This window comes from Nocardioides cavernae, assembly GCF_016907475.1.
In the GTDB taxonomy this organism is placed as follows: domain Bacteria; phylum Actinomycetota; class Actinomycetes; order Propionibacteriales; family Nocardioidaceae; genus Nocardioides; species Nocardioides cavernae.
Genome location: NZ_JAFBCA010000001.1, coordinates 1,463,815 through 1,489,039, shown reverse-complemented (window position 1 = coordinate 1,489,039; position 25,225 = coordinate 1,463,815). Strand labels below are relative to the sequence as shown.

The window sequence follows — 25,225 nt, the reverse complement described above, 5'->3', positions numbered from 1 at the left end:
CCTAGGCAGCCGCCCGAGCGGGCGGCAGCGCCTCAGAGGTGGTGCAGCTTGGGGTAGGGGTGCGCGATCCGCACGTTCTTCGACCCGAAGTCCGCGGTCACCGCGTGGCTGTCGACGTGGGTCACCTGACCGAGGCCGTAGATGTCGTGGGTGACGCGGTCGCCAACCTCGAACACCTCGACGACCGGCTCAACCGCCGGCTTGAACGGACTGCTGGCAAGGTGCTTCGGCCGTCGGCCGCTCGGAGTGGTCATCACCCCCAAGTATGGCCCTCTCGAGCCGTTTGTGGGGCATCCGGGCGGAAACGATGCGTCAGCCCCCGAGAAGTCCCTTCACGTAGGCAGCCTGCCCCAGGTGCTGCAGGCAGTCGCCCTGGATGCTGATCAGCCGCTGTCCCGCGGTCACCGGCGGGTCCCACCGCTGGTCGACCTCGCGCTCGAGCTCCGCCTCGTCGACGGTCTGCAGGTAGCGCGCGGTGGCGAGCGTGACCTCGTGGTGGTACTCCGCGAGCAGCGCCGGGTCGTCGATCCGCAGCGCGTCGACCTGCTCGCTGGTGTGGCCGTAGCCGATGTCGCCGGTGCCGTTGGGCAGGCCGAAGCGGTCCTGGAACCGCTCCCAGACCTGCGGCTCCCCGGCGAGGTCGGCGACGTGGTCGTCCTGCACCCGCGCCAGGTGCCACAGCAGCCACCCGACCGGGTTGCCGGTGCCGCCGGGACGGTGGTGGAGGGTCTCGTCGTCGAGGTCCTCGGCGATGCCGGCGTACAGCTCGGTGATGCGGCCGAAGCCCTCGGTCAGCAGCCCGCGCACGTCCATGACGTCACTCCGCCGGCGCCGCGGACCGGACCTGCGGAGCGGAGGACTTCTCGTCCTTCATGCCGTCGATCTCCGCGAGGATGCGGGTGCGCTCGTCGCCGCTCACCGACACCTTCGCCTTGGTCAGGCCCTCGTCGAGCTGCTCGGCGATGGTGCTGTCCTCGGCGCTGTACTGCAAGGAGGAGACCTCGTCGACCACTCGCTGTGCGGCCTCGATCGCTGCCTGCTTCACCTCGTCAGTCATGCATCCACGGTAGTGAGCCTCGAGGTGGGGACAACCGTCCAACGGGGTGTGCTCCCCATCGGTGTCGAACGGGGGCGAGGCACGAGCGTCGGCTCACATCGCCCGCGCCAGGCTGCGCCGCAGCGACCAGCTGCCGAGCGTGACGAGCACGGCGGCCATCGCCGCGAGCACCCCGAGCTCCGGCAGCACCTCCACGAACCCGGCGCCTCGGCGCTGGACGTCGGCGAGCGCCTCGTAGGCCCACGAGTGCGGGGTCAAGCGGGAGATCGTGCGCATGGTGTCGGGGAAGAGCTCGAGGGGGAACATCGAACCCCCCAGAGCGGCCAGCACCAAGCCGGCCCCGATCCCCGCCCCCGCGGCCGCGCCCTCGTTCTCCAGCAGGGTGCCGAGCAGGATCGCGGCCCCGGCGGCGACGAGGCTGAACAGCAGCAGGACGAGGAGCGCGAGCGGGACGCTGCCCCAGCCGACACCGAAGAGCAGGCTGCTCGCGACCATGAGGTAGGCGCCCTGGAAGAGCCCGATCGCCCACCGACCCAGCACCTGTCCGGCGACCAGCTCCTCCGCCGCCACCGGACCCGCGAGCATGCGCGACACCACACCGAGCCGTCGGGCCTGGATCAGCGTGGCCGACCCGCCGAGGCACGCGAGGAAGACGAACAGCAGCAGCTGTCCCGCGGCTCCGAACTCGAACTGCCCCATCCCCTCGAACTCCTGGCTGAGCCGGTCGACGCTCGTCACCTCGAGCCGTGGTGCGCTGACCTCGCCCTCGGCGGTGGCGAGCGCTTCCTGCGCGCGGTCGGTCGGCACGCCGCGCGTCTCCAGCGCCAGGACGCGGCTGCGCTCAGAGCGCAGGGCCTCGACGGCGACGCGGACATCCTGCTCGACGACCTGCGCGTCGCCCAACGGGCCGCGCACCACCTCGAGCGTCACCGCCTCCCCGGCCTCGTACGCCGCCGCGGCCGCCGCGTCGACGCGCACGGCAACGTCGAGCCGCCCGCGCGCGAGCAGGGCCAGCGCGTCGTCCCACGCGGGGTCACTGACGACGACGTCGTCTGCCTCGAGCCGCTCGACGAGCCCGGACTGCAGCGAGGACTCCCCACCGCTCACCGCGACGCGACCGGACGTCGCGCCCTCGCCGAACTGCAGGCCGATCATCAGCACCAGCAGCAGCGGGAAGACGAAGACGAAGAACAGGTTGGAGCGGTCGCGCAGGAAGAGCCGCAGCTCGGCACCGGCGATCGTGAGGGCGTTCCTCATGACAGCACTCCCCGGTCCGGGACCAGACGCGAGACGAGCAGCATCACGACGGCGAAGCCGAGCATGATCGCGACCGGGGGGCCGATGTCGGTCAGCCCGCCGCCACCCGACGTGGTGCCGAGCCCCCGCAGCAGCGCGGCGACGGGGTTGAGGTCGAGCACTCCCGACAGGGCACCGGTCGCGCTCACGGGGAAGAACGCGCCACCGCCGATGCCCAGCACCAGCGCCACGATCGACGTCACGATGCCGGCCTGCTCACTCGTGCGGGCGACGCGGACGACCAGGAACATCACCGACGTGCCGGCGGCGGCCGCGCACAGCACGAGCACCGCCACAGCGGGGACGGAGCCGAAGTCGGCGTCGAACAGGTAGCTCCCGACCGTCAGCAGCACGCCGGTCGCCACCACGCCGAGGACGAAGCTGACCAGAGCCTTCGCCGCGACGATCACCCACCCGGGGATCGGCATGGACCGCAGCCGGGCCAGCGTGCCGGACTCGCGGTCGATGAGCAGCCCGGTCACGCCGAAGCTGACGGTGAAGAGGAGGAACAGTCCTGCCTGCCCGGCGACGAGCGCCGCACCCGCACCCAGCTGCTCGTCGGAGGCCTGCCCGGTCTCGACGTCGTACGCCGGTCCGCCGGACGTGGCCTGCTCGACGAGCGCCCCGATGTCGGCCGGCGCGACTCCCTCGGCCAGGCCGGCCCGGGCGGTGACCGCGCCGGAGGCGACCTGGTCGAGCACACCGTCAACCACCGAGAGCACGATGTCGGCGCCGATGCCGGCCTCGTCCCCGCGCACGGCGTCGACGGTGACCGGCTCGCCGGCGCGCGCTGCCTCGCCGAAGCCAGCCGGCACCACGAGGGCGAGGGCCGCGTCCCCGTCCCGGACCTGCCGGCGACCGGCGCTCCCGTCGGTCTCGACGACGGTGACGTCGAGCTCGTCGGTGCCGTCGAGCGCCCGCACGACGCCGGTCAGCGCCTGCGCGAGGTCGTCGTCCGCGGGTGCGCTGATCACGACGGTGACGGGGTCGATCTCGAGGTCGTCGGCGGCGCCGAAGACCAGGTTGAAGACGGTCATCAGCGCCAGAGGCACGAGCAGCGCGAAGATCAGCACCGACTTGTCGCGCATCCGCTGCAGCAGGTCGGAGCTGGTGAGGGCCAGGAGCTGGCGCATCGCGCTAGTCCCTCAGGCCCTTGCCGGTGAGGTGCAGGAAGACCGACTCGAGGTCGGGGCGCGAGATCTCGACGTCGGAGAGGGTCACGCCGTGGTCTGCGGCCGTGCCGACCACCTGCGCCACCAGCGCGGGGGCGTCCTTGACGGTCAGGGTCGCCGACCGGCGATCGACCTGAACCCGTTCGACACCGGGGATCTGGCGGAGCTCCTCTGCTGCCGCGGCCAGGTCGCCGCCCGTGGCGCCGAGCCGGATGGTGTCGACGCCGCCGGTCAGCCGGATCAGGTCGTCGCGCGTGCCCTCGGCCTGCAGGCGCCCGGAGTCGATGATGCCGATGCGGTCGCAGAGCCGCTCGGCCTCCTCCATGTAGTGCGTCGTGTAGAGCACCGCCATCCCCTCACCCGACAGCGCCTCGACCGACTCCAGGATCGCGTGCCGCGACTGCGGGTCGACCCCGACCGTCGGCTCGTCGAGGATCAGCAGCGTGGGCCGGTTGAGCAGGCCGATGCCGATGTTGAGTCGGCGCTTCATCCCGCCGCTGTACTCCTTGCTGCGGTCCTTCGCGCGGTCCGCGAGCCCGATCAGGCTGAGCACCTCGTCGACACGACTCCTGAGCTCGGAGCCGCGCAGGCCCTGCAGCCTGCCGAAGAGGGTCAGGTTCTCCCGGCCCGTCAGGTCCGGGTAGATCGCGAGCTCCTGCGGCACGAGCCCGAGGTGCCGCTTCGGCTCGGTCGTCCGCGGCGTCATCGGCTCGCCCGCGACCGTCACGGTGCCCGCGTCCGCGGCGATGAGTCCGGCGACCATCGAGATCGTCGTCGTCTTGCCCGCCCCGTTCGGCCCGAGCAGCCCGTACGTCTCCCCCGGCGCGATGCGGAACGACACCTCGTCCACCGCGGTCAGGTCCCCGAACCGGCGGACCAGCGAGTCCACCACCAGCACGTCGTCCGTCATCGGCGTCCCTCCCACCCCTCACGCTAGGGAGCGACGCGCGGGCCCAGCAGGGCCGAACGTCACCGGGTGGACGTCCAGAACGCCTTCAACAGGTCCTCGACACCGGGCGAGCCGATCACGACCTGCGTCAGGAGTATCCCGACGACGCCGTCGGGATGGACGTACGCCGACGTGCCGGTGCCGCCGACCCAGCCGTAGCGGCCGACCACGTTCCACGGGTCGATCACCTCGGTGTCGACCCCACCACCGAACCCCCACCCCTGGCCGTCGAGGAAGAAGCCGCCCGTCTCCCGGAGCCGCGGCGTCGTGTGGTCGGTCGTCATCTGGCGCACCGACGCCTCGCTCAGCACGTCGCCGCCCCCGGCGAGCAGCATCCGGCCGAAGGCCAGCCAGTCGTCCGCGGTGGTGACGAGCCCGCCGGACCCGGACGGAAACGCCGGCGGGCGTGTGAAGAACCCGTCCGGCTCGTCCCGCACGACCAGTCCGCCGTCGCCGGCGCCGTACATCGTGGTGAGACGGTCGACCTTGCCGGCGGGCACGTGGAAGCCCGTGTCCGCCATGCCGAGCGGGTCGAGCAGCCGCTCGGCCATCACGTCGGCCAGGTCCTGCCCGGCAGCGCGCGCGACGAGGACGCCGAGCACGTCGTAGGAGGCGTTGTAGGTCCAGGCATCGCCCGGCTGGTGCATCAGCGGGATCGTCGAGAGCCGGCTCATCCACTCGTCCGGCGCCGGGACCTCGTGGATGTCGTCCGCCGCCTGGTGCAGCCGCTCCATCAGCAGCGGCGTGACCGCGGAGTCCCAGGTGCTGAAGCCGTGCCCCGCCGTCCCGGTGAGGAGGTGCCGGGCGGTGATCGGCCGCTCGCACGCGACCGTGTCCTCGAGCGGGCTCCCCAGTGTCCGGAGCACTCGCGGCTCCGCGAGCTCGGGGAGCAGGTCGGCGACGGGGGCGTCGAGGTCGATGCGGCCGTCCTCGACCAGCGCCATCGTCAGCGCCGCCGTCACCGGCTTGGCGATCGAGGCCCCGCGGAACAGCGAGTCGCGCCGCATCGGCGTACCGCTCGAGTCGCGGGTGCCGAGGGCGACGACCTCGACGTCCTCGCCCCGCGCCACCAGGGCGACCAGGCCCGGGATGTCACCGGAGTCCACGAACGGGTGCAGCGTCTCCTCGAGGTCCGCCATGTGCCGACCGTACGCTCGCTCCATGACCTCCCCCGTCGCCCTCGTCACAGGTGGCTCGTCCGGTATCGGCGAGAGCACCGCACGCGCCCTGCTGGCCAAGGGTTTCGTCGTGTACGCCGTCGCGCGCCGCGTCGACCGGATGGCCTCCCTGTCCGACCTCGGCGTGCACACGTTCGCGATGGACGTCACCGACGACGCCTCGATGGTCGCCGGCATCGACCGGATCATCGACGAGCAGGGGCGCATCGACCTCCTCGTCAACAACGCCGGCTACGGCTCGTACGGCGCCGTCGAGGACGTGCCGATCGACGAGGCGCGGCGGCAGTTCGAGGTCAACGTCTTCGGCCTCGCCCGCCTCGTCCAGCTCGTCACCCCGCACATGCGCGTCCAGGAGTCGGGGCGGATCATCAACATCTCCTCGATCGGCGGGAAGTTCTACGAGCCGTTCGGCGCGTGGTACCACGCCACCAAGTTCGCCGTGGAGGGCTTCAGCGACAGCCTCCGCATGGAGCTGCGGCCCTTCGGCATCCAGGTCGTGCTGATCGAGCCCGGCCCGATCCGCACCGAGTGGAACGAGATCGCCCGCGACTCGCTGCTCGAGCGGTCCGGCGACGGCCCCTACGCGTCGTACGCCCGTCACGCCCACGGCGTCATGGAGCGCTTCGACGAGCCGTCTCGTGCGTCGACGCCCGAGGAGGTGGCGGACAAGATCGTGAAGGCCGCGCTGGCGAAGCGTCCGGCCGCGCGCTACCCCGTCGGCCGCGGCGCGCGGACGATCACGACATCGCGCGACCTGCTGCCCGACCGGGTCTTCGACGAGGTCGTCAGTCGGACCTACGGGACGCGGTAGCCACCGGCTGTCATCCGGCGGCCCGGCACGCCTCGGCGAAGTCGAGGAGCAGACCACGCGCCGGCTCGTGCACCAGCGCCGCCCACCGCGCCCAGACGTCGTACTGGCCCTCGCGGACCAGCATCCTGCGCGCGTCGGCACGCGCACGTGGCTGGAGGACCGCCGCCGCCACGTGCGAAGCGTCGGACTGCAACATGTCGCCGTCGGCGGCTCGCCGCAGGATGCGGAACGCCGCCCGTGGGATCTCGTCACGCCCCGATCGCAGCTGCGCGGTGACCCGCTCGAGGTCCGTGGGCGCCGTACCGATCCGGAGCAGGTCGATCGACAGCACGTCGGTCACCAGCTCGTGGTCGGCCCGCATGAAGCGACGCTCCACGAGCCTGCCCTCGTCGAGCGCCTCCTTGATGCGCATCCACGGTTGCGGCGATTCCGCCACGTCCCGGGCCACGGTCTCGGGCACCGAGATGGGTGGGGTGTCGAACATGAGGAGGTCGTCGACCGCGCTCGGCACCAGGCGCCCGAGGACCCACCCCTCGTCGCCGGCGTCGGACCGGGCACCGAGATCGAGGACCTCGAGCCAGGAGCCGGCGGCCGGATCGTGGACGCGCAGCCGCCCGCTGGGCAGGCTCGCTCCGACCTGGTAGCCGCCCAGCCGTGCGCCCACCCAGGACCGCGCCAGCTCGGCGTGCTCGGCGAGACGACCGGTCGCGAGCTCGTCGACGAAGCGCTCCAGCCCGCCCAGCTCGTGGACGAGGACCTGGTGGAACAACCACGACTCCGACGCCACCCACGCGACCACCCTGACCGGGTCGCCCCCGTCGGCGTGGCAGTCGGCGAGCTGGTCGCCGTGGAAGGTCTCGATGGCGTACTTGAGTGCGAGCCGTTGGGCCTGTCCCGTCTCCGAGCCCGGGTCCTCGCAGCGAATGGCCTGGTAGGCCATCCAGCGCGCCCACACCCATTCGGGGACGTGGTCGCCGAGCGCGGCGAGCTGGGCCAGCAGGACGTGGTGGCGGCTCCGGAGGTTGAGCGCCGGGACGCTGGAGTGCAGCTCGAGGGCACGGGCGGCATCACCGCTCCGCTCGGCGGCGAGGGACTGCTTGACGAGGTCGAAGTGGGCCGCGGTCATCCGGTCGGCGACGCGTGGCAGCCGGCGAAAGCCGGGAGTGGGGTTCCGAGACATGCCTCCACCCAAGGCCCGCGCGGATCGCCGCCACAAGCCGTTCGAACGGATCTGTGGACAACCGCTGACCCTGTGGAGACGCGTTCGCCACGCGCCGCTTCCGGGGGCAGTCTCGACGCCATGTACGAACCAGTCCTCACCACCCAGTCGCAGCTGGAGGACGCGTGGCGCGAGCTGATGGGCCCGTGGAGCTACGGCGGCCACAGCGTCTGGATGATGCTCATCGTCGACGACCGCCCGCTGCCCCAGCTGACCGAGATCGCAGACGCCGCGCACCCACCCGGCACCGAGGAGCTCGACGGCCTCGCGAAGCTCCTGGTCATGCTCGAGCGCGAGGTCGCGCCCGGCCTTCGGGTCGCGTTCCTCCGCTCCCGGCCGGGCAAGGGAACGATCACCGACACCGACCGCGCTTGGGCGACAAGCCTCTACGCCGCCGCACGCCGCGCCGCCGTGCCGTGCGAGGTCGTCCACCTCGCCACCCGTGGTGCGATCCGTCCGATCCCGGCCGACGTCGTCGGGATCCGGTAGTCGGCCCAGGCGGTGTGACTACCCTCGCGACATGCGCACACCGGAGATCCCGACCGAGGGCGCACCAGCCCAGTGACCCTCTCCTTGGCCGCGCTCGTCGACCGCGCGACGTCGCTCCTCGACCGGCCGGGTCGCGTCCTGCTCGGCGTCACCGGCGCACCGGGTGCCGGCAAGTCGACCCTCACCGAGACGCTGATGTCGCACCTGCGCGCGGAGATGGGCCCGGACGCGGTCGGCCACCTCCCGATGGACGGCTTCCACCTCGCGGACGTCCAGCTCGACCGGCTGGGACGCCGCAGTCGCAAGGGTGCTCCGGACACCTTCGACGTCGACGGCTACGTCGCCGCGCTGCGCCGTCTGCACGACGAACCCGACCGCACGCTCTTCGCCCCCGGCTTCGAGCGCGACCTCGAGCAACCCATCGCCGCCGCCATGGCGATCCCACCGTCGGCACGGCTCGTGGTCACGGAGGGCAACTACCTCCTCCTGCCCGACCGCGGTTGGGAGCGCGTACGCCCGCTGCTGACCGAGGTCTGGCACGTCGAGGTCCACGACGACGTACGCCGTGAGCGGCTGGTGCGCCGTCACGAGCAGTACGGCAAGTCACCCGAGGCCGCTCGGGCCTGGGTCGACCAGGTCGACCAACCCAACGCACGACTCATCAGCGCCACCCGCGACGCGGCCGACCTGATCGTTGCTGTCGACGTCCCCTGAACCCGCCACCGGCCCGGCAGACGAGACCGGCCGGTAGTCCGCCGCGGACTGCGAAGTGGGTGCATCCACCCATCGGGCGGGCGTCCGAGATGGGCATCGCGCCCGACGCGGACCGGGGCCCGCGCGAAATATCGTCGCGGCATGGACACCGACGACACCACCACAGACATCGACACCGTGATCATCGGCGCCGGCCAGGCCGGCCTCTCGACCGCTTACCACCTTCAGCGCCGCGGCATCCCGTGCGTCGTCCTCGACGCCGCAGCCCGCGTCGGCGACGGCTGGCGCCGGCAGTGGGACAGCCTCAAGCTCTACTCACCCGCCCACGTCGACGGCCTCCCGGGCCTGCCGTTCCCCGCACCACGCTGGACCTTCCCGGGCAAGGACGCGGTGGGCGACTACCTCGAGACCTACGCCCGGACGTTCGGCCTGCCGGTACGCCTCGGGACGCGGGTGCAGGCCCTCGACGGCGACGGCGACGGCTACGTCGTCTCGACCGACCGCGGGCGCTACACCTGCCGCAGCGTCGTCGTCTGCACGGGGACCTTCGGCCGCACCGGCGCGGTCCCCGACATCGCGGCGGTGCTCGACCCGGCCATCCTGCAGCTGCACTCCAGCGAGTACCGCCGCCCCGGTCAGGTCAACGACGGACCGGTGCTGGTCGTCGGCGCAAGCCACTCCGGCACCGACATCGCCTTCGAGCTGGCCGAGACGCACCCGACGATCCTGGCCGGACGCGACTGCGGCGAGATCCCACCCCGGCTGGGGTCGCCGGCGTTCCGCGTCGTCTTCCCCGTCCTGCTCTTCGCCTGGAAGCACGTGCTCACCCGGCGCAGCCCGATGCGCGCCAAACTGATGGGCGAGCTGCGCAACCACGGCGGACCGATGCTCCGCGTCAAGCGCCGCGACCTCCTCGCGCGTGGCGTCGAGCGCGTGACCAGCCGGGTCGAGGAGGTCCGCGACGGCCGTCCGGTGGTCGGCGGGACTCCCCGCGACGTCACCACCGTCGTGTGGGCCACGGGCTTCCGGCAGGTCTTCGACTGGATCCACCTGCCGATCCTCGGCGAGGACGGGTGGCCGAGGGAGATGCGCGGCGTCGTCGACGACGCGCCGGGACTGTTCTTCTGCGGTCTGTGCTTCCAGTACGCGTTCAGCTCGATGGTCCTGCCCGGTGTCGGCCGGGACGCGGCGTACGTCGCCGACCGGATCGCGGCCCGCTCCCACACGCTGGGGAAGGCCACGACGAGCCTGCCCACGGCGGCCTGACCCGCCGTACCCTCGAACCGTGAGTCGGGCCACTGACCACTTCGCGCGCGGCGACTGGCAGGCCGCGTACGACGCGTGGTCCCGAGACGGGCTCGACGACCTGACCGCCACCGAGCTCGACCGGTTCAGCACGGCCGTCGAGCTCGTGGGCCACCACGACGAGGTGGTGCGGGTGCTGCAGCTCGCCTTCCTGGCCCACCGGGACGCGGGGGACCTCAACGGCGCCGTGGGATGTGCCTTCCGGCTCGCGATGAGCACAGCCGCCCACGGCGAACCCGCGCTCGCCGGCGGCTGGGCGGCTCGCGCTGGCGAGCTGGTCGAGGAGATCGGCGAGGACTGCGTCGAGCGCGGGTGGCTCGCGTTCCTGACGATGTTCCGCGCGCTCGGTGAGGGGGACCTGGCAACGGCCGGCAGCCTCGCGGACGAGGCCCACGACGCGGGCCGCCGCTTCCACGACGCCGACCTGCTCGCGATGAGCACCTGCGCGCAGGGCCGGGTCTCGATCATGGCCGGTCGCTTCGGCGAGGGCCTGGCGCAGCTCGACGACGCCATGGTCCGGGTCGTGTCCGGCGAGACATCCCCGTTCATCGCCGGGCACGTCTACTGCACCGCCATCGAGGGCGTGCAGGAGATCAGCGACTTCGGCCGGGCCGCCGAGTGGACGACGGCCCTCGAGCGCTGGTGCGCCGCCCAGCCAGGACTCCTCGCCTTCACCGGCCAGTGCGCGGTGCATCGTGGCCAGCTCATGCGGCTCAGGGGTGCGTGGGACGACGCGCTGCGCGAGTACGCCAGCGCCGCCGACCGCTACCTCGCAGCAGGCACACCCGCCGCCATCGGGCTGACCGCGATCGAGACCGGCGACCTGATGCGGCTGCGCGGCTCGCTCGAGGAGGCGGACGCGGCCTACCAGCGAGCCGCCGACCTCGGCGTGGACCCGCAGCCCGGCCTGGCGCTGCTGTGGCTCGCCGGCGGCCGGGGCACGGCAGCGCTCGCCGCGGTGGAGCGACTGCTCGCCCCGCCCGACGGACCCGTGCAGCGGTGCCGGCTGCTGCCGGCAGCCATCGAGGTGCTGCTCGCCACGGGCGACGTCGACCGGGCCCGCTCCCTGGCGCTCGAGCTGTCGTCGTTGGCCTCCTCCGTGGGTGCCACCGCGCTCGCTGCTGCCGCAGCACAGGCACTGGGTGCCGTCGAGCTGGAGGCGGGCGACGCCGCCGGCGCACTCCCCTACCTGCGCAAGGCCCACCAGCTGTGGGCGCAGTCGTCCGCGCAGTACGACGCTGCCGTCGCGCGTCTGCTCATCGGCCGCTGCCTCCTCGCGCTCTCGGACAGGTCGTCGGCCGAGCGCGAGCTCACCGCGGCCCGGGCGTCGTTCCGGCACGTCGGCGCCCAGCCCATGGCGGACCTGGCCTCGTCGCTGCTGGCGCCCGCGTCGCTGCCCGCCGGACTCACCGCCCGCGAGCTCGAGGTCCTCCGCCTGGTCGCGTCCGGTCGCAGCAACTCGCAGATCGCGGCTGAGCTGGTGCTGAGCGAGAAGACCGTCGCCCGGCACCTCTCCAACATCTTCGGCAAGCTCGAGGTGGGCTCGCGCACGGCCGCCGCGGCGTACGCGTTCGAGCACGGGCTCGTGTGACGCCGATGGGTCGTCCTTCCCACCTGGCGCCCCAGCTGGGATGCGTGTTTCGCTCGATGCCGCCAGCAGGGTCGCGCGCCTAGCGTTGGCACATGGACGCGACGCTGCCGATGCTCGCGGGGACAGTCTCCACGATCGTCTTCGCCGGCAGTGTCGTGCCGATGCTCCGCAAGGCGCTCAGGACGCGTGAGCTGTCGTCCTACAGCTTCGGCAACATCGCCTTGGCCAACCTCGGCAACGCGGTGCACTCCGTCTACGTCTTCAACCTGCCACCCGGTCCGATCTGGGTGCTGCACACGTTCTACGTGGGCAGCTCTGCGCTGATGCTGTACTGGTACCTCCGCAACCGTCAGGCCCACCGCGAAGCGCCGGTGTCAGCGGGTGCGCCATGACCGCCTCGTGGCGCCTCGCTGCGGTGGTCGACAGCATCCCGTTGCCCGGCGACACACTCGGTGGCGTGGCGGTGGGCATGCTCGCGCAGCGGGTGCGGCCGCTGCGGCTCCCGGCTCCAGCCCGTCTGGTCGGCCGCGCGTGCGTGGCAGGCGGCCTCCTCCTGGTTGCGGCCGCCTGGCGAGAGCGCGGCCCCGGCTCCCTGGAGGACCCCTCGTCGCTCGTGTCGACCGGCGTGCACGGGCTCTCGCGCAACCCGCTGTACGTCGGCTTCACGACGTTCCACCTGGGCCTCGCTGGGGCAACCCGCAACGGCTGGATGCTCGCCACCGTCCCGATCAGCGCGGCCCTCGTGCACCGCTGGGTGCTGCGCGAGGAACGCTGGCTGGCCGACCGGTTCGGCGCCGAGTACGCCGACTACCTGGACAGGGTCCCGCGCTACCTGTGACTCGTAGGTCGAGCCCTGTGCGCGCGGCGTGAGGTCCGTCCGCCATGATGCCGCCGTGCGCATCGGGACGTGGAACCTCGCCGGACGCTGGTCGGACGAGCACCGGGGACTGATGCTCGATGCCGACTGCGACGTGTGGTTGCTGACCGAGGTCAACGAACGGACGAGCCTTCCCCGCTACGCCGTCAGCCCGTCGCTGGCACTGATGGCCCGGCGACGGCGCTGGGCGGCGGTCGCCAGCAGGCTGCCCCTGACCTCGAGCCCGGACCCGCACCCGGCGAGCGCCGCGGCGCAGATCCGCGCGACGACGTACGTCAGCTCGGTGCTGCCGTGGACGTCCTGCGGATCGCGGCATCCATGGGTCGGGGACCGTCACGCCGACAAGACCAGGCACGCTGTCGACGACCTCCTCCTGCGCCTTCGCGCAGCCGACTCGCTCATCTGGGGAGGCGATTGGAACCACGCCCTGGACGGGCGTGAGCACGCCGGGTCGCAGGGCGGTCGCCGCGAGATCGCGCGGGCTCTCGACGAGCTCGGGCTGGTGGTCCCGACTGCCGAGCTGCCGCACCCGATCGAGGGCCTGCTCAGCATCGACCACGTCGCCGTCCCAAGAGGCACGGCGGCGACGGCCAGACGGGTTGAAGCCACGCACGAGGGCAAGCGCCTGTCCGACCACGACGCCTACGTCGTCGACACCGACCTCTGAGCATCCGAGACGCCTCGGGACGCGCAGCTCACAACCCCAACCTCCGCGCCACGTCCTCGCCCGCCACCCAGCGAACGGTGTCGGGATCTCCGACGACCACCAGCTCGTCGGTGGCACGCGACATCCCTACATAGAGCCGCTCGCGGGCACGGTCGCGTGATCCGTCCTCGTTGAGGCAGAGCACGACTGCCCGGCGTTCGAGTCCCTTGCAGCCGAGCACGTGGCCGTAGAACACGTCGTCGTCCCAGTAGGTGCGCCAGTAGCCCTTCTGGTCGTGGAAGTCGGTCCGCTCGACCTGGACCGGGTGGCGATGACCGGTGGTGAGGAGGGCGACGTTGCGTGGCTCCCAGCCGGACTCGAGGAGCGAGTCGACGGCGTCATCGGCCGCCTCGACGGCGTCCTCCTGAGTGGAAGGGACGAACCGGACTGCCGGACCGTGGCCACCCCGCGAGTACATCCGGCTGGGCGCGAGGGGTCCGAAGGAGTCGTGGATCTGCTGGGTGTTGCGGAGGTTGTGGTCGAGCACGAGCGGCACGAGGGCAACCGGGGGACGGCCGAAGCGCGCGAAGATCCGTTGGTTCTCGTCTGAGTAGACGTAGAGACCGCCCTGCTCCTCGTCGCGCAGCGACCGGAGCACCGGCGTCCACCACGAGTCCGCGAAGTCCTGCGCCTCGTCGACGATCACCGCGTCGTACTTGTGCTTGTCGGGCAGCTCCGCGGCCAGCTCGGCCATCTCGGCCGGCAGCCGCTCCTCCCAGAACTCGCTGTCCGTGCGATCGCCCTCGGCTGCGCCCCACTGCTGGCCGAACGCGTGGAAGGTGCCCACGAACGCCGGCCGGTGGCGCCGGTCCCACGTCGCGACCTGGCGGCGGAGGTGCTCCGCGAGCCCAATCGAGTAGCAGAGCAGCGCGACGCGCTGCGACTTGCGGCCCTGACCGCCACGAGCCAGCTCCTTGGCTTGCTGGAGGGCGAGCACGGTCTTGCCGCTGCCGGCACCGCCGCGCACCTCGACGCGGGTCAGCAGGCGGGTCACGCGCAGGATCGAGGCCTGCTCCATGGTGAGCCGGTCGAACTCGGCCGCGCGGTCGTCCGACTCCGCGTTGACGTCGTAGGGCGTCGGGAACCGCCCGGTCAGGATGTCGGTGAGCACCTCGACGTCGTCGTGCGTCGGCGGGCGGTCGCCGTGCTGCATCCACCACGCCGCGTCGCGGACCCGCTCCGCGAGCACCAACTGGTCGTCCTTGTCGTGGAGCGACCAGCGCGGCAGCTCAGGGACGCTGAAGTCCGCGTCGAACCGCGCGTAGGGAACGACCACCCCGTGTCCCCACGCCACCCGGCGGGTGGTCCCGCCGCGCGCGTGCTGGTCGACGTAGCGGCGCAGTGCGTGCTTGGTGCCGCGCGCCTGGTCGACGGGGCGGATCTGCCGGCGCCCGCCCCCGCTCTGGGTCCACCACCGGTGTCCCTCGGCGTCGTCCGGCTCGACTGTGACACTGCCGCCCTTCACCTCCAGCACGAGCACGCCGATGTCGGGCATGAGCACGACGATGTCGGCCTCGTGATCCTTGTCGCCGTCAGTGAGGCGGAGGTTGGCCAGCAGCACGTCGTCGTCGGCGAGTGTGTCGCGCAGCCGCTCCCACACCTCCTTCTCGGAGCCAGTGGTGAAGGTCGGGCTCTCCGGGATCAGGCGCGGCATGAGACCACCCCACCATCGATCCGATCCGCACGTGGGCCGAACGCGGTCACCGGGTGGTCCCGGCCTCGTCCTCGTCGAAGAGCGCGAGCTGGTCGAGCTGCACCTTGCGCACGGGCGCGTCGACCATCAGTCGCAGCCCGGCCCGCATCCGCGCGGCCAGGTCGCGGAGGTAGTCGTGCCGCGCCTGGAGCACCTTCTCCTTGCTGCGCTGTCCCGCTGCCCGTGCCTCCCGGATCCGCGTGCGCGTCTCGCGGCGGCGCTTCTCGGTGATCCGGACCGCCTTGAGCAGGAGGCCGGTGTCGTTGCCGTAGATGCGCACCATCGCGGCCGGACCCACCGACCCGCGGTCGTCGCGCTCGAGCTCGGCCATCACGGCGTACGCCGTCTCGAACCGGCTGCCCGGCCGCTCGCCCGCAGGCTCAGGCGCCGTGCGGACGCGCTCGGCGAGGTCGCGGGCCCACCCGTCGACCTGCGACAGCATCCGGAGGACCTCGATCCGGACGGCGGCGGGCTCGGCCACCTCGAGCCCGAGCTCGCGCGTGACGCTGATGCGCTGGTCGCTGAGGTGGAACGTCAGGCCGAACTCGGTGCGGTTGAGCCGGTTGACCTCGACCAGCGCGGCCTGGCGGTCCGCCACGTCGTCGACCAGCAGGCAGGACAGCAGGGCACGTGGAGCGTTCTTGTTGACCGACACCCACACGAGGTGGTCCTCCGTCGGCAGCGGGAGGTCACCGTCGTCGTCCCACTCCGGCGCCTCGTCGAAGATGTCGGCGACCGCGAGGTCGATGACCGCCCGCACCTCCTCGACCGACGACGGTCGGACGACCTCGTCCGGGTCGGGCTCGGCGCGCTGCGGCTTCGGCGGCAGAGGGCGTACGGCACCCTCCGGCTCCAGCCCGTCGGCGTCGAGGTAGACGGGGTGGAGCACGCCGTAGACCTCGCGCAGCGCACGGACCACCACCACGGCTGCCCGGTCGGCCTCCCGCAGCTCGAGGTCGAGCCAGAAGTTGGTCTCGCCCTCGGACCAGTCCTCGGCCTCGGGTCGCTGGAAGCCGAGCCCCTCGAGGGCACGCTCCTGCTCCTCGTCGAGCTCGGACCCGGCGGCGAGGTAGACGTTGCTCACCGCCTCGACCCGCACCATCGCTTCGCCGCCTGCCACCTGGCAGTAGGGGGCCGCTCCGGCCTCCTGCTGCTGCGGCACCTCGACGACGATCGAGTCGTCCTCACCCAACCCCGCGACGTGGTCGGCCAGGCGCTGGCGGAACTCCCGCCAGGCCCCCTCCACCGCGTCGTCCCACCGACGCTCCAGCTCTCCGCCCATGCTTCGACCCCTCACCGGATCGCCCCCGCGATCCCCACGAGGACGACTCTAGGGACGACCACCGACAGTGGTCCCCGGTGCGGATCGAGGCGGTCCAGACCGATCCGGCGTTCCTGTCACCGGCCCGCCCATCGGCGTAGATTCGAGGACTGCCCTCCCACCCCCCATTCCCGAGAGGTGGGTGACCACACCGAGGAGGGGCAGCGTGTTCATCCAGATCATCCAAGGCACATGCACGCGCCAGCAGGAGCTCCACGAGCACCTGGACACGTGGCGCAACGAGCTCAGCTCCGGAGCACAGGGCTGGCTCGGAGGGACCTACGGGTTCACCGACGACGACACGTTCGTGGGCGTCGTCCGATTCGATTCGCGGGACTCCGCGATGTCCAACTCCGGCAGGCCCGAGCAGGACGCCTGGGCCGCCCGCATGATGGAGCTCTTCGACGGTCCGGTCGAGTTCCACGACTGCGACGACGTCACCCTCCTGATGGACGGCGGGTCCGACAGCGCGGGCTTCGTCCAGATCATCCGGGGCAGGGTCGACGACGTCGACCGGCTCAAGTCGATGATGACCTCCGACACCGACTCGCTGCACCAGATGCGGCCCGACATCATCGGCGGCACGCTCGCCGTCGAGCCGGACGGCACCTTCACGGAGACCGTCGCGTTCACCAGCGAGGCCGACGCGCGGCAGGGCGAGCAGGTCGAGCCGCCGCCCGAGGTGCGGTCCGACCTCGAGTACGCCATGGCGGACGCACAGTTCTACGACCTGCACCGCCCCTGGTTCGCGTCGCGCTGAGACGCCACGTGGGTGCACCGGGGCGCTCGGGAGCCCCGGGCAGCTCACCCCGCCACCGGCGTCCGCCGACGCCGCCCCAGGGCACCTGCCCGGACGTAGACGACGGTCGTCACCACGTTGAGCACGACGGCGGTCGCGACGTACATCGCCAGGTTGAGCCCGGGCACCACGTCGGGCGGCAGGGTGTACGCCATGACGACCCGCGCGACGGCGTCGAGCAGCGTGCCGATCGCCCAGAGCGTGCTCGACGTACGCCACATCTGGCGGAACCACGGCTCGCGTTCCCAGAGCCCTTCCCAGTCGCCGGGCCAGCCGAGCCGGCCCTCGGCCATCGGCCTGGCGAACTGGTAGGCCAGCGGCCGGTCGGCCCACCGCAGGCTGGCGAGGAACCACAGGCCGACGCCGCTGGTGACCAGCGCGTCCTTGGCGAGCAGGAACCGCTCGTCGCCGGGGAGCAGGGAGATCGCGAAGCTCGCGAAGAGCAGGACGGTGAAGAATGCCTCGAGCCCGCTGGGGCGGTTGCCGCGGAGCATCGACACGCACGCCGGGACCAGGGACAGCACTGCGCCGACGACCAGCGCGGCGTACACGCTGACGCCGAGGTGACGCATCAGGTAGTAGAGCGCCGTCGACCCGACGATGCCGAGGAGCGGTCGAATCAGCGTCACTGATCGGCCCTCGTCGCGCGGTCGAAGAGCTCCACCAGCTCGGCGGCGTACGCCGTGCAGTCGAGGTCGGCGTCGGCCTCCAGCTGGAAGGGCACTGCCTCGACGGCTCGCTGGATCGTGCTGGCCATGACGTGGGTGTCGAACTCCCGCATCGCGCCGGAGCGCTGACCGTCGGCGAGGATCCTCTCGAGGTGGCTCACGTCGCTCGGCGCCGGCCTGCCGTCGCCCCAGGCGCCGGACATCACCACCTGGAGCAAGGCCGACATCGGCGCGCGGTGCGTGTCGGCGTACCCCACGACGCCCTCGATGTAGGCCCGGAGCCGCTCGCCCGGCGTCTCCGCCGCCATGACCAGGGCGCCGACGTGGTCGCCGATCCCGGCGACGACGTGCTCGACCAACGCCGCCACAAGCTCGGCCTTGCCGGCGAAGTGGTAGCTGATCAGCCGGGTGCTGGACAGGCCCGCCCGCTCGCAGATCCGGGCGAACGACGCCTTGGCGAAGCCGTCCTCCGCGACGACGTCGATCGTCGCCTCGAGGACCTGGGCCCGCCGCGCGGTCGCCGCCGCCGAGCGCTCCGTTACTTGCACAAGTAAGAGACTAGCCCCGTCGGATACGACCGGCGAGCCTTTCCACCGGACCGCCCTCGGGTGTAGGCAAGGAGCGTGAGGCGCCCGTCCTCGCGACCGCCCGGTGAGGAGACCCCATGGCCGCACTCGAGAGCACCCAGCTGCTGACCGAGCTCGAGCCGGTGGTCGAGGAGAACCTCAACCGGCACCTGTCGATCGCCGACGAGTGGATGCCCCACGAGTACGTCCCGTGGAGCCTGGGCCGCGACTTCGCCGACCTCGGCGGCGATCCCTGGGAGGTGGCGCAGTCCCAGCTGTCGTCCATCGCGCGCACCGCGCTCGAGGTCAACCTGCTCACCGAGGACAACCTGCCGAGCTACCACCGTGAGATCGACCGCGCCTTCGGCCGCGACAGCGCGTGGGGCACCTGGGTGAACCGGTGGACCGCCGAGGAGGGTCGGCACGCGTTCTGCATCCGCGACTACCTCCTCGTCACCCGAGGCGTCGACCCCGTCGAGCTCGAGCGCGCGCGGATGGAGACGATGGAGACGGGCTACGAGGCGATGGACAAGTCGCTGCTCAACGTCTGCGCGTACGTCTCGTTCCAGGAGCTCGCCACCCGCGTCTCGCACCGCAACACCGGCCGCTACACCGAGGAGCCGATCGCCGACAAGCTGCTCGCCCGCGTGGCCAAGGACGAGAACCTCCACATGATCTTCTACCGCAACCTCGTCAGCGCGGCCCTCGAGCTGTCGCCCAGCCAGACGATGCGCGCGATCACCGAGGAGGTCGTCGGGTTCGAGATGCCGGGCAGCGTGATCCCGGGCTTCTCACGCAAGGCGGTGCAGATGGCCAAGGCCGGCATCTACGACCTCCGCATCCACCACGACGACATCGTCACCCCGCTGCTGCGGCAGTGGGGGGTGTGGGAGCTGTCCGACCTGGATGCCGACGGCGAGGCGGCCCGCGACGAGCTGGCCGCCGCCGTCGCTGCGCTCGACGGCGAGGCGACGCGGTTCGTCGAGCGGCGGGACGAGGCGGCAGCAAAGAAGGCGGCGCGCCAGGCAGCTGGTTGAGGATGCGGGCTTGACCCCCTCCACTTGGTGATGACGCGTCGGCAGCGGCCGTCCTACAGTCGACTGTCGGCTGGAGGTGTGCCATGGCCAGGGCAGGTGACGTGCTGGAGCACCCGCGAACGGGCGAGATGGTCGTGTGGCTCAGGGTCGCGGGCGACACCGACGGTCGGCTCCTCGAGGGCGACATCTTCGCCAAGCCCGGCGGGCACCCGGCCGCCGCCCACGTGCACCCGCACCAGGAGGAGCGCTTCCGGGTCGTCCACGGCACCGTGAGGTTCGAGGTCGACGGCGACGAACGGGTCCTCGGAGCCGGGGAGACGACCGCCGTCCCTCCGGGCCGGGCCCACACCTGGGCCAACGTCGGCGACGACGAGGCGTGCGTGCGGGTCGAGTTCGCGCCGGCCCTGCGCACGGAGATGTTCTTCGAGACCTTCTTCGGGCTGGCCAAGGACGGCAGGACGAACAGCAAGGGACTGCCCAACCCGCTGAGCATGGCGGTGCTCCTGCGGGAGTACGACGCCGAGGTGCAGCTCGCTCGCCCGCCCGCCGTCGTCCAGCGAGCCGTCTTCACCCCCCTCGCGCTGCTCGGCCGGACGCTCGGTTACCGGGGCTGGTACCCGCGCTACACCTCCGAGCCGATGCCGCGGCCTCGGTGACCGCAGCGCCGGAGCGAGCACCGGGCATGGTCGTCAGACGGAGGTGCGCTCCGAGCGGAGCCAGTGCCAGGCGACAGCCCCGACCCACAGCTCGTACCCGAGGGTGCTCAGCGCGAGCAGCGGGAAGAGCGCGTCGGTGAGCAGGGTCGCGCTGCCGAGCAGGCTCAGGGGCAGCAGCACGAGGCCGGTCCGGTGCAGCCAGGGCGACCTCCCGGCCGACCGGAGGCCCAGCACGATCGCACCGACGAAGAAGATCCGCGGGAACACGGAGAAGGCGAGCGAGTACGGCGCGATCGCGTCCCACCCGGCCAGGAGGCGTACGTCGGTACGGTCGGCGGCGGCGCGCAGCGCGACGTCGTGCAGCACGCCCGCGAGCGGCCAGACCAGCGCCAGCATCGTGCCGGCAGCGACGGCGACGGTGGCCAGGACGCCGCTGGGATCGACCCGGCGGAGGCGGACGTGCACGGCGCCGAGGAACCCCAGCAACAACGTCCCGGCGACCATGAAGGCGTAGTTGCTCACGCGGTAGGCGGTCTCGACGTCGAGGATGGCCTGCCCGCGCTCTGCCGCCGGATCGCCGGGCGTGCCGACGCCCGGCAGGACGAAGGCCGCCATCGCGATCATCACCAGCAGCTGGCAGGCGGTGAACGCGATGCCGAAGCGGGCACTCAGCCGGGTCAGGTCGTGTTCGGACGCGACAGGGGTGCCGGGGACGGTCCCTCGGTCGACGGTGGTGGTCATGTCGGTGTCCTCTCAGGCGAACCGGAAGGCGAGACGTTCGACGCGCTCGTAGCGGCGTCGGAAGACCCGCAGGAGCAGGCCGTAGCCGGGCGGGGTGGACTCGAGCAGGCGATCGCGGGCGTCGGACGGCACCCCGTCCATCGCCCACGGGAGGAGGAACGGGATCGATCGCAGCGGGTAGCGCTTCTCGACCGCCTTCTCGAAGGCCGTGTTCTCCTCCTCGCTCAGGCTCCGCTGCAGCATCGGCAGGGCGTGCTGCTCCTCGTGGGCCAGGTGCGACAGCAGGAGCTCGTGGGCGGCGCCGAGCCGGATCTCCAGTGCGTTGCGGTGATCGGTGCACGGGTGCACGCCCATCGAGGCGAAGGCGTCACGGACGTTCTCGAGCGCGGGGTCGATGTCGTCGTGCTCGTCGTCCATGTCGGCGAGCACCCGGAGGCCGGCCGTGTCGCCGGCGGCCTCCGCGTGCTGCTGCAGCAGCGGCCACAGCTCGTCGTCCTCGGCGGAGTGGTGGTGGTGCAGCACGTCGGCCATCGCGACCCAGCGCCGCTCCAGCGCGGCCCACACCTCGTGCTCCACGATCGGCGTGCCCTCCACGGCGGCGGCGAACCTGTCGAAGTCGCGCCGCAGCGCGTGGTGCATCACGTACATCCCCGTCTGGTCGTGCGGACCCTCGGCGGTGTGCGCCTGCCCGGGCAGGGTCAGCTGTGGGCGGTACGACGGGGTGGTCCCGGTGTGCTTCATCGGCTCTCCTCGGCTGGTGGTGCAAGCACGATCTCCCCCGAGTCTTGAGCCGCACTCCAGCGCGACTTGGGCCGCTTTCCCGCTACGTTGCTGCGCGTGTGGGTCCGCGTGCTCGGAACGAGCCAGGTGGCGCTCGCCGACGATCCGGCAGCCACCGTGGACGTCGGCGCCCGCAAGCCGCGCTCGGTCCTGGCCGCACTCGCTCTCCGGCTCGGCAGCGACGTCCCGCCCGACGCGCTGGTCCGGCTGGTCTGGGGCGAGGACGCGCCCCGCGGCGCCCACGGCACCCTGCACTCCTACCTCTCCGGCGTACGTCGTGTCCTCGAGCCGGGGCTCGGCCCCCGGGAGAAGCCCCGCGTCCTGCTGACCAGCGACCACGGCTACCGGCTGGCGCTCGGCCGCGAGCACGTCGATGCGCACCGCTTCGCCGACGAGGTCCGCACCCTCCACCGGTCGCTCTCTCCCCTCGCCGCACACCTCACCACCGGGCCGAGCGCCGACTGGCCGACCCGCGCGGAGATCTCGCGCAGCGTGGACCGGATCGAGGAGCTGCTCGCCCTGTGGACGGGTGACGCGTACGCCGACCTCCCCGACGAGCCCGAGGTCGTCCTCGAGCGGACGTCGCTCGACCAGCTCCGGCTCGACGCCGAGGAGGCGCGCGTCCTGGGCCTGCTCGCGCTCGGCGACCACGCGGTGGTCGTGGCCGCCACCGAGGAGGCGACCGCGAGGTACCCGCTCCGCGAACGCGTCTGGGCGCTGCACGCGCTCGCCCTGACCCGCACCGGCCGGCAGGCCGAGGCGCTGGCCGCGCTGCGCCAGATCCGGTCCGTCCTGGCCGACGAGCTCGGCCTCGACCCGGGGCACGAGCTGCGCGAGCTCGAGCAGGCCGTGCTCGTCCAGGACCCCGCGCTGCACCAGTGGTTGCGTGCCCCCGCTCCCGTCACCTCCGGGTCCGCGCCCGGTCCTTCGCCAGCCGCGGCGCCTGCCACGGCCCCGGCTCCGGTCGGTACGACGACCGGCTGGCCGACGGTCGGCCGCGAGGTCGAGGAGGCCGCGCTGCTGGACGTGCTGGCCCGCGCCGAGGCGGGCACGCCGGCGACCGCCCTGCTCGTCGGCGAGCCCGGCATCGGCAAGTCGCGGCTGGTCGCCAGGGTCATGGCCGTGGCGCGCGAGCGCGGCTTCCGGGTGGCGACCGGAAGGTGCTCGCAGGACGACGGCGCCCCCAGCCTGTGGCCCTGGAGCCAGGCCCTGCGCGAGCTCGCCGACGGCTGCGAGCTCGACACGCACGTCGAGGAGCTGCTGACCGGCGCACCGTCGGGCACCGGCGAGAGCGCCGAGCGCGAGGCGTTCCGCGCCCGGGAGACCTTGGCGCACGAGCTCACCTCCCGGTCGTCGTCCGAGCCGGTCCTCCTGGTGCTCGACGACCTGCACTGGGCCGACACCGCCTCCCTCAAGGTGCTGCGACACCTCGTCGCGAGCGCCGCACCCGGACACCGGCTGGCGGTCGTCGCCACGCGACGGAGGCTGCCCGAGCCGACCGGCGACCTGGCCGAGGTCGGTGAGGAGCTGGCGCGCCACCACGTGACCCGGCTGGACCTGTCCGGCCTGACGCCGGCGGAGGCCCGGAGCCTGGTGGATGCCGTGACCGGCACCGTCGTGCCCGACGAGGTGGTGGACGACTGGCACCGACGGTCCGACGGCAACCCCTACTTCCTCGTCGAGCTCGCCCGGCTCGACGCCCGTGACAGCACGACGCTGCCCGCGACCGTCCGGGACGTCATCGTCCGGCGCCTGCAGGGCCTGCCCGAGCCGACTCGCGAGCTGCTCCTCCTCGCCGCTGTCCTGGGCCGGCGCTTCTCGCTGGACCTGCTGGCAGCGGTCGCCGGCGAGCCGGCGGAGGACGTCGACGACGCCCTGACCCCGGCGCGCGAGGCGGGGCTGGTGGAGGACCCCGAGGCCGGGACCGCGGCCTTCACCCACGCCCTCACCCGCGACGCCGTCCTGACGACCGCGAGCCCGTCACGGCTCGCACGGCTCCACGCGCAGGCGGCCCATACCCTCGCCGACGACGCCGCGGTCGGCGGGATGGTCGGCCGCGAGGAGCGGGTCGCCGAGCTCGCCCGGCACTGGCTCGCCGCCGGACCCACCCACGTCGGCCGGGCCTGGCGGGCCGCGGCGGACGCGGCCGCGCAGGCGCGCCGTACCTTCTCGTGGGTCGAGGCCGAGCGGCTCGTCGCGGCGGCGATCGACGCGCACCGACGCGACCCACTCGGCACGACCACCGAGCGGATCGACCTGCTGCTGACCCGGGCCGGCGACTGCCGCCCCAACGCGGAGTGGGACCAGGTGCTGCCTTGCGCGGAGGAGGCGATCGCGCTGGCCCGGCGCGAGGACGACCTGCCCCGGCTCGCGGCGGCGGCAGCGGCGTCCACCGACGGGTCGGTCTGGATGCCCCAGCAGTGGAACGAGGTGCCGGAGGACGCGGTCGAGGACCTGCGCTGGGCGATGGCCGAGCTGCCCCACGGCGACTCGACGGAGCGCTGCCAGGTGATGCTCGCGCTCGCGGTGCTGCTCTACTACGAGCCCTCGGCCCGGGCCGAGGTGAGGGCGCTCGCCGAGGAGGGCGTCGCCATGGCCCGCCGGATCGGCGATCCCGCCCTCCTGGCCTGGGCGGCGTCGAACGCCTGGAAGGCCCTCTGGACACCGGTCCATGCAGACCTCCGGCTCGAGCTGGCGCAGGAGGGGCTCCGCGCCACCCGGGAGGCAGCGGACCCGGATGCCGAGGTCGTCGCGTCGGTCCTGCTGACGGGCAGCCTGATCGAGGTGGGCGACCGGACGGCGTACGTCGACACCGCTGCGGCCACCGCCCGGCTCGCATCGCGCCGCCGCAACTCGTACGCGCGGGTGGCGCTGGGGTGGATCGACCTCAGCCTCGCCTCCCTGCGGAGCGACGAGGCGGCCGTGGACCGGCTCGCGGCCGAGCTGCACGCCCTGCGGCCGCGGCTGAACCCCGGCAACGAGGCACTGCACCTGATGGGCATCCACTACATGTCGCACCTGTGGGACGAGCGCATCGGCGAGCTGATCGAGCCGATCGCTGCGGCCATCGCGGTCGCCGACAACGACCTGGCCGCGGACGTCCTGCTCCTCGCGATCGCCCGTGCGGGCGACCCCGACCGGTTGCGCGCGCAGCTGCTCACCCCCATCACGCACCGGGTGGACAACTGGAGCAGCACCAGCACGTGGTGCGGCGTGGCCGAGGCCGCCGCGGTCGCGGGCGACGTACCCCTGGCCGAGCAGATGGCCGCTCACCTGGCGCCGCTCCACGGGCGGATGGCGATCAGCGGGATCTCTACCGTGATGGGTCCGGTCGACGGCTACCTCGCGCTGGCCCTGGCCGCCACCGGCCGGCAGCGCGAGGCGGCCGACGCGGCGGCGCGCGCGACCGACCAGTGCGACTCTTGGGGCTTCACGGCGTACGCCGACTGGCTCGGCGCACACCGCGCGCGACTCGGGTTCTGAGGGTCTCGGGGCGGCTCGTGGGCCTGCTCTTGGGTCGACCACCCAAGCGGCGCCCAAGTGCGCCCGAAGGTGGGGGCCGCAAGGTCATCGGGTCAGCCCGACCCGCACCCAGGAGAC

General features: G+C 72.5%; 26 protein-coding genes. 12 read left to right on the top strand and 14 right to left on the bottom strand.

Annotated elements, in window-relative coordinates:
• Window positions 1–32 precede the first annotated feature (32 nt).
• From JOD65_RS06905 to JOD65_RS06875, 7 genes are all read right to left on the bottom strand, one after another.
• Complete coding sequence (locus tag JOD65_RS06905; protein WP_191193126.1) at window positions 33–254, bottom strand: hypothetical protein; 222 nt, start codon at window positions 252–254, stop codon at window positions 33–35.
• A 58-nt stretch (window positions 255–312) separates the two neighbouring features.
• Window positions 313–813: a mycothiol transferase gene (locus JOD65_RS06900; protein ID WP_191193127.1), complete on the bottom strand. Its 501-nt coding sequence runs from the start codon at window positions 811–813 to the stop codon at window positions 313–315.
• Window positions 814–817: 4 nt separating this feature from the next.
• Window positions 818–1,057 carry a hypothetical protein gene (locus tag JOD65_RS06895; protein ID WP_191193128.1) on the bottom strand — a complete coding sequence of 80 codons (240 nt, stop codon included), beginning with the start codon at window positions 1,055–1,057 and terminating at the stop codon, window positions 818–820.
• Between the two features lie 93 nt (window positions 1,058–1,150).
• On the bottom strand, window positions 1,151–2,314 hold the full coding sequence (locus tag JOD65_RS06890) for an ABC transporter permease (protein ID WP_191193129.1): 1,164 nt from the start codon (window positions 2,312–2,314) through the stop codon (window positions 1,151–1,153).
• A complete protein-coding gene (locus tag JOD65_RS06885; RefSeq protein ID WP_191193130.1) occupies window positions 2,311–3,486 on the bottom strand; it encodes an ABC transporter permease in 1,176 nt (391 codons plus the stop codon). The genes JOD65_RS06890 and JOD65_RS06885 overlap by 4 nt, the downstream gene beginning before the upstream one ends.
• Before the next feature lie 4 nt (window positions 3,487–3,490).
• Window positions 3,491–4,435, bottom strand: a complete 945-nt coding sequence (locus JOD65_RS06880; RefSeq protein ID WP_191193131.1) for an ABC transporter ATP-binding protein — start codon at window positions 4,433–4,435, stop codon at window positions 3,491–3,493.
• A 59-nt stretch (window positions 4,436–4,494) separates the two neighbouring features.
• Window positions 4,495–5,613, bottom strand: coding sequence for a serine hydrolase domain-containing protein (locus JOD65_RS06875; RefSeq protein ID WP_191193132.1), 1,119 nt, complete (start codon window positions 5,611–5,613; stop codon window positions 4,495–4,497).
• Window positions 5,614–5,635: 22 nt separating this feature from the next.
• Between JOD65_RS06875 and JOD65_RS06870 the strand changes: the two genes are divergently transcribed.
• Window positions 5,636–6,463: an oxidoreductase gene (locus JOD65_RS06870; RefSeq protein WP_191193133.1), complete on the top strand. Its 828-nt coding sequence runs from the start codon at window positions 5,636–5,638 to the stop codon at window positions 6,461–6,463.
• A 10-nt stretch (window positions 6,464–6,473) separates the two neighbouring features.
• Here JOD65_RS06870 and JOD65_RS06865 read toward each other — a convergent pair whose 3' ends face one another.
• Window positions 6,474–7,643, bottom strand: coding sequence for a hypothetical protein (locus tag JOD65_RS06865; RefSeq protein WP_191193134.1), 1,170 nt, complete (start codon window positions 7,641–7,643; stop codon window positions 6,474–6,476).
• Between the two features lie 120 nt (window positions 7,644–7,763).
• Between JOD65_RS06865 and JOD65_RS06860 the strand changes: the two genes are divergently transcribed.
• The 7 genes from JOD65_RS06860 to JOD65_RS06830 all read left to right on the top strand — a co-directional run bounded on the left by JOD65_RS06860 (window position 7,764) and on the right by JOD65_RS06830 (window position 13,325).
• Entirely contained in the window at window positions 7,764–8,171 is a 408-nt protein-coding gene (locus tag JOD65_RS06860; RefSeq protein ID WP_191193135.1) for a hypothetical protein, read from the top strand.
• 72 nt (window positions 8,172–8,243) lie between these two features.
• Window positions 8,244–8,885: a nucleoside/nucleotide kinase family protein gene (locus JOD65_RS06855; protein WP_191193136.1), complete on the top strand. Its 642-nt coding sequence runs from the start codon at window positions 8,244–8,246 to the stop codon at window positions 8,883–8,885.
• Between the two features lie 141 nt (window positions 8,886–9,026).
• Entirely contained in the window at window positions 9,027–10,151 is a 1,125-nt protein-coding gene (locus JOD65_RS06850) for a flavin-containing monooxygenase (RefSeq protein ID WP_191193137.1), read from the top strand.
• 19 nt (window positions 10,152–10,170) lie between these two features.
• Window positions 10,171–11,781 carry a helix-turn-helix transcriptional regulator gene (locus JOD65_RS23935; RefSeq protein ID WP_191193138.1) on the top strand — a complete coding sequence of 537 codons (1,611 nt, stop codon included), beginning with the start codon at window positions 10,171–10,173 and terminating at the stop codon, window positions 11,779–11,781.
• Window positions 11,782–11,873: 92 nt separating this feature from the next.
• A complete protein-coding gene (locus JOD65_RS06840) occupies window positions 11,874–12,173 on the top strand; it encodes a hypothetical protein (RefSeq protein ID WP_191193139.1) in 300 nt (99 codons plus the stop codon).
• Window positions 12,170–12,619, top strand: a complete 450-nt coding sequence (locus tag JOD65_RS06835; protein WP_191193140.1) for a methyltransferase family protein — start codon at window positions 12,170–12,172, stop codon at window positions 12,617–12,619. Before JOD65_RS06840 ends, JOD65_RS06835 begins: the two co-directional genes overlap by 4 nt.
• Window positions 12,620–12,674: 55 nt before the next feature.
• Complete coding sequence (locus JOD65_RS06830) at window positions 12,675–13,325, top strand: endonuclease/exonuclease/phosphatase family protein (RefSeq protein WP_191193141.1); 651 nt, start codon at window positions 12,675–12,677, stop codon at window positions 13,323–13,325.
• Window positions 13,326–13,353: 28 nt separating this feature from the next.
• Here JOD65_RS06830 and JOD65_RS06825 read toward each other — a convergent pair whose 3' ends face one another.
• Both JOD65_RS06825 and JOD65_RS06820 read right to left on the bottom strand, forming a co-directional pair.
• Window positions 13,354–15,018: a nuclease-related domain-containing DEAD/DEAH box helicase gene (locus JOD65_RS06825; protein WP_191193142.1), complete on the bottom strand. Its 1,665-nt coding sequence runs from the start codon at window positions 15,016–15,018 to the stop codon at window positions 13,354–13,356.
• Window positions 15,019–15,064: 46 nt separating this feature from the next.
• A complete protein-coding gene (locus tag JOD65_RS06820; protein WP_191193143.1) occupies window positions 15,065–16,339 on the bottom strand; it encodes a TY-Chap domain-containing protein in 1,275 nt (424 codons plus the stop codon).
• Window positions 16,340–16,544: 205 nt separating this feature from the next.
• Between JOD65_RS06820 and JOD65_RS06815 the strand changes: the two genes are divergently transcribed.
• Window positions 16,545–17,138 (top strand): hypothetical protein, encoded by a 594-nt coding sequence (locus JOD65_RS06815; protein WP_191193144.1) that lies wholly within the window; start codon window positions 16,545–16,547, stop codon window positions 17,136–17,138.
• 44 nt (window positions 17,139–17,182) lie between these two features.
• Here the strand turns inward: JOD65_RS06815 and JOD65_RS06810 are convergent, their stop codons facing one another.
• Window positions 17,183–17,806 (bottom strand): VC0807 family protein, encoded by a 624-nt coding sequence (locus tag JOD65_RS06810; protein ID WP_191193145.1) that lies wholly within the window; start codon window positions 17,804–17,806, stop codon window positions 17,183–17,185.
• Window positions 17,803–18,393 carry a TetR/AcrR family transcriptional regulator gene (locus JOD65_RS06805; RefSeq protein WP_191193146.1) on the bottom strand — a complete coding sequence of 197 codons (591 nt, stop codon included), beginning with the start codon at window positions 18,391–18,393 and terminating at the stop codon, window positions 17,803–17,805. The genes JOD65_RS06810 and JOD65_RS06805 overlap by 4 nt, the downstream gene beginning before the upstream one ends.
• Before the next feature lie 116 nt (window positions 18,394–18,509).
• Between JOD65_RS06805 and JOD65_RS06800 the strand changes: the two genes are divergently transcribed.
• On the top strand, window positions 18,510–19,448 hold the full coding sequence (locus JOD65_RS06800; protein ID WP_191193147.1) for an acyl-ACP desaturase: 939 nt from the start codon (window positions 18,510–18,512) through the stop codon (window positions 19,446–19,448).
• Window positions 19,449–19,531: 83 nt separating this feature from the next.
• Entirely contained in the window at window positions 19,532–20,104 is a 573-nt protein-coding gene (locus tag JOD65_RS06795; RefSeq protein WP_191193148.1) for a cupin domain-containing protein, read from the top strand.
• 33 nt (window positions 20,105–20,137) lie between these two features.
• Here the strand turns inward: JOD65_RS06795 and JOD65_RS06790 are convergent, their stop codons facing one another.
• Window positions 20,138–20,845, bottom strand: a complete 708-nt coding sequence (locus tag JOD65_RS06790) for a hypothetical protein (protein WP_191193149.1) — start codon at window positions 20,843–20,845, stop codon at window positions 20,138–20,140.
• Window positions 20,846–20,857: 12 nt separating this feature from the next.
• Entirely contained in the window at window positions 20,858–21,586 is a 729-nt protein-coding gene (locus JOD65_RS06785) for a hemerythrin domain-containing protein (RefSeq protein WP_191193150.1), read from the bottom strand.
• Window positions 21,587–21,682: 96 nt separating this feature from the next.
• Here JOD65_RS06785 and JOD65_RS06780 point away from each other — a divergent pair, with 96 nt between their 5' ends.
• On the top strand, window positions 21,683–25,108 hold the full coding sequence (locus JOD65_RS06780; RefSeq protein WP_191193151.1) for an ATP-binding protein: 3,426 nt from the start codon (window positions 21,683–21,685) through the stop codon (window positions 25,106–25,108).
• Window positions 25,109–25,225 lie beyond the last annotated feature (117 nt).

Coding starts and splice junctions, on each gene's coding strand:
- JOD65_RS06895 (WP_191193128.1), bottom strand. CDS start 1,057: ATGACTGACGAGGTGAAGCAGGCAGCGATCGAGGCCGCACAGCGAGTG.
- JOD65_RS06840 (WP_191193139.1), top strand. CDS start 11,874: ATGGACGCGACGCTGCCGATGCTCGCGGGGACAGTCTCCACGATCGTC.
- JOD65_RS06880 (WP_191193131.1), bottom strand. CDS start 4,435: ATGACGGACGACGTGCTGGTGGTGGACTCGCTGGTCCGCCGGTTCGGG.
- JOD65_RS06825 (WP_191193142.1), bottom strand. CDS start 15,018: ATGCCGCGCCTGATCCCGGAGAGCCCGACCTTCACCACTGGCTCCGAG.
- JOD65_RS06905 (WP_191193126.1), bottom strand. CDS start 254: ATGACCACTCCGAGCGGCCGACGGCCGAAGCACCTTGCCAGCAGTCCG.
- JOD65_RS06870 (WP_191193133.1), top strand. CDS start 5,636: ATGACCTCCCCCGTCGCCCTCGTCACAGGTGGCTCGTCCGGTATCGGC.
- JOD65_RS06785 (WP_191193150.1), bottom strand. CDS start 21,586: ATGAAGCACACCGGGACCACCCCGTCGTACCGCCCACAGCTGACCCTG.
- JOD65_RS06865 (WP_191193134.1), bottom strand. CDS start 7,643: ATGTCTCGGAACCCCACTCCCGGCTTTCGCCGGCTGCCACGCGTCGCC.
- JOD65_RS06835 (WP_191193140.1), top strand. CDS start 12,170: ATGACCGCCTCGTGGCGCCTCGCTGCGGTGGTCGACAGCATCCCGTTG.
- JOD65_RS06790 (WP_191193149.1), bottom strand. CDS start 20,845: ATGACCACCACCGTCGACCGAGGGACCGTCCCCGGCACCCCTGTCGCG.
- JOD65_RS06885 (WP_191193130.1), bottom strand. CDS start 3,486: ATGCGCCAGCTCCTGGCCCTCACCAGCTCCGACCTGCTGCAGCGGATG.
- JOD65_RS06850 (WP_191193137.1), top strand. CDS start 9,027: ATGGACACCGACGACACCACCACAGACATCGACACCGTGATCATCGGC.
- JOD65_RS06800 (WP_191193147.1), top strand. CDS start 18,510: ATGGCCGCACTCGAGAGCACCCAGCTGCTGACCGAGCTCGAGCCGGTG.
- JOD65_RS06820 (WP_191193143.1), bottom strand. CDS start 16,339: ATGGGCGGAGAGCTGGAGCGTCGGTGGGACGACGCGGTGGAGGGGGCC.
- JOD65_RS06890 (WP_191193129.1), bottom strand. CDS start 2,314: ATGAGGAACGCCCTCACGATCGCCGGTGCCGAGCTGCGGCTCTTCCTG.
- JOD65_RS06875 (WP_191193132.1), bottom strand. CDS start 5,613: ATGGCGGACCTCGAGGAGACGCTGCACCCGTTCGTGGACTCCGGTGAC.
- JOD65_RS06795 (WP_191193148.1), top strand. CDS start 19,532: ATGGCCAGGGCAGGTGACGTGCTGGAGCACCCGCGAACGGGCGAGATG.
- JOD65_RS06900 (WP_191193127.1), bottom strand. CDS start 813: ATGGACGTGCGCGGGCTGCTGACCGAGGGCTTCGGCCGCATCACCGAG.
- JOD65_RS06860 (WP_191193135.1), top strand. CDS start 7,764: ATGTACGAACCAGTCCTCACCACCCAGTCGCAGCTGGAGGACGCGTGG.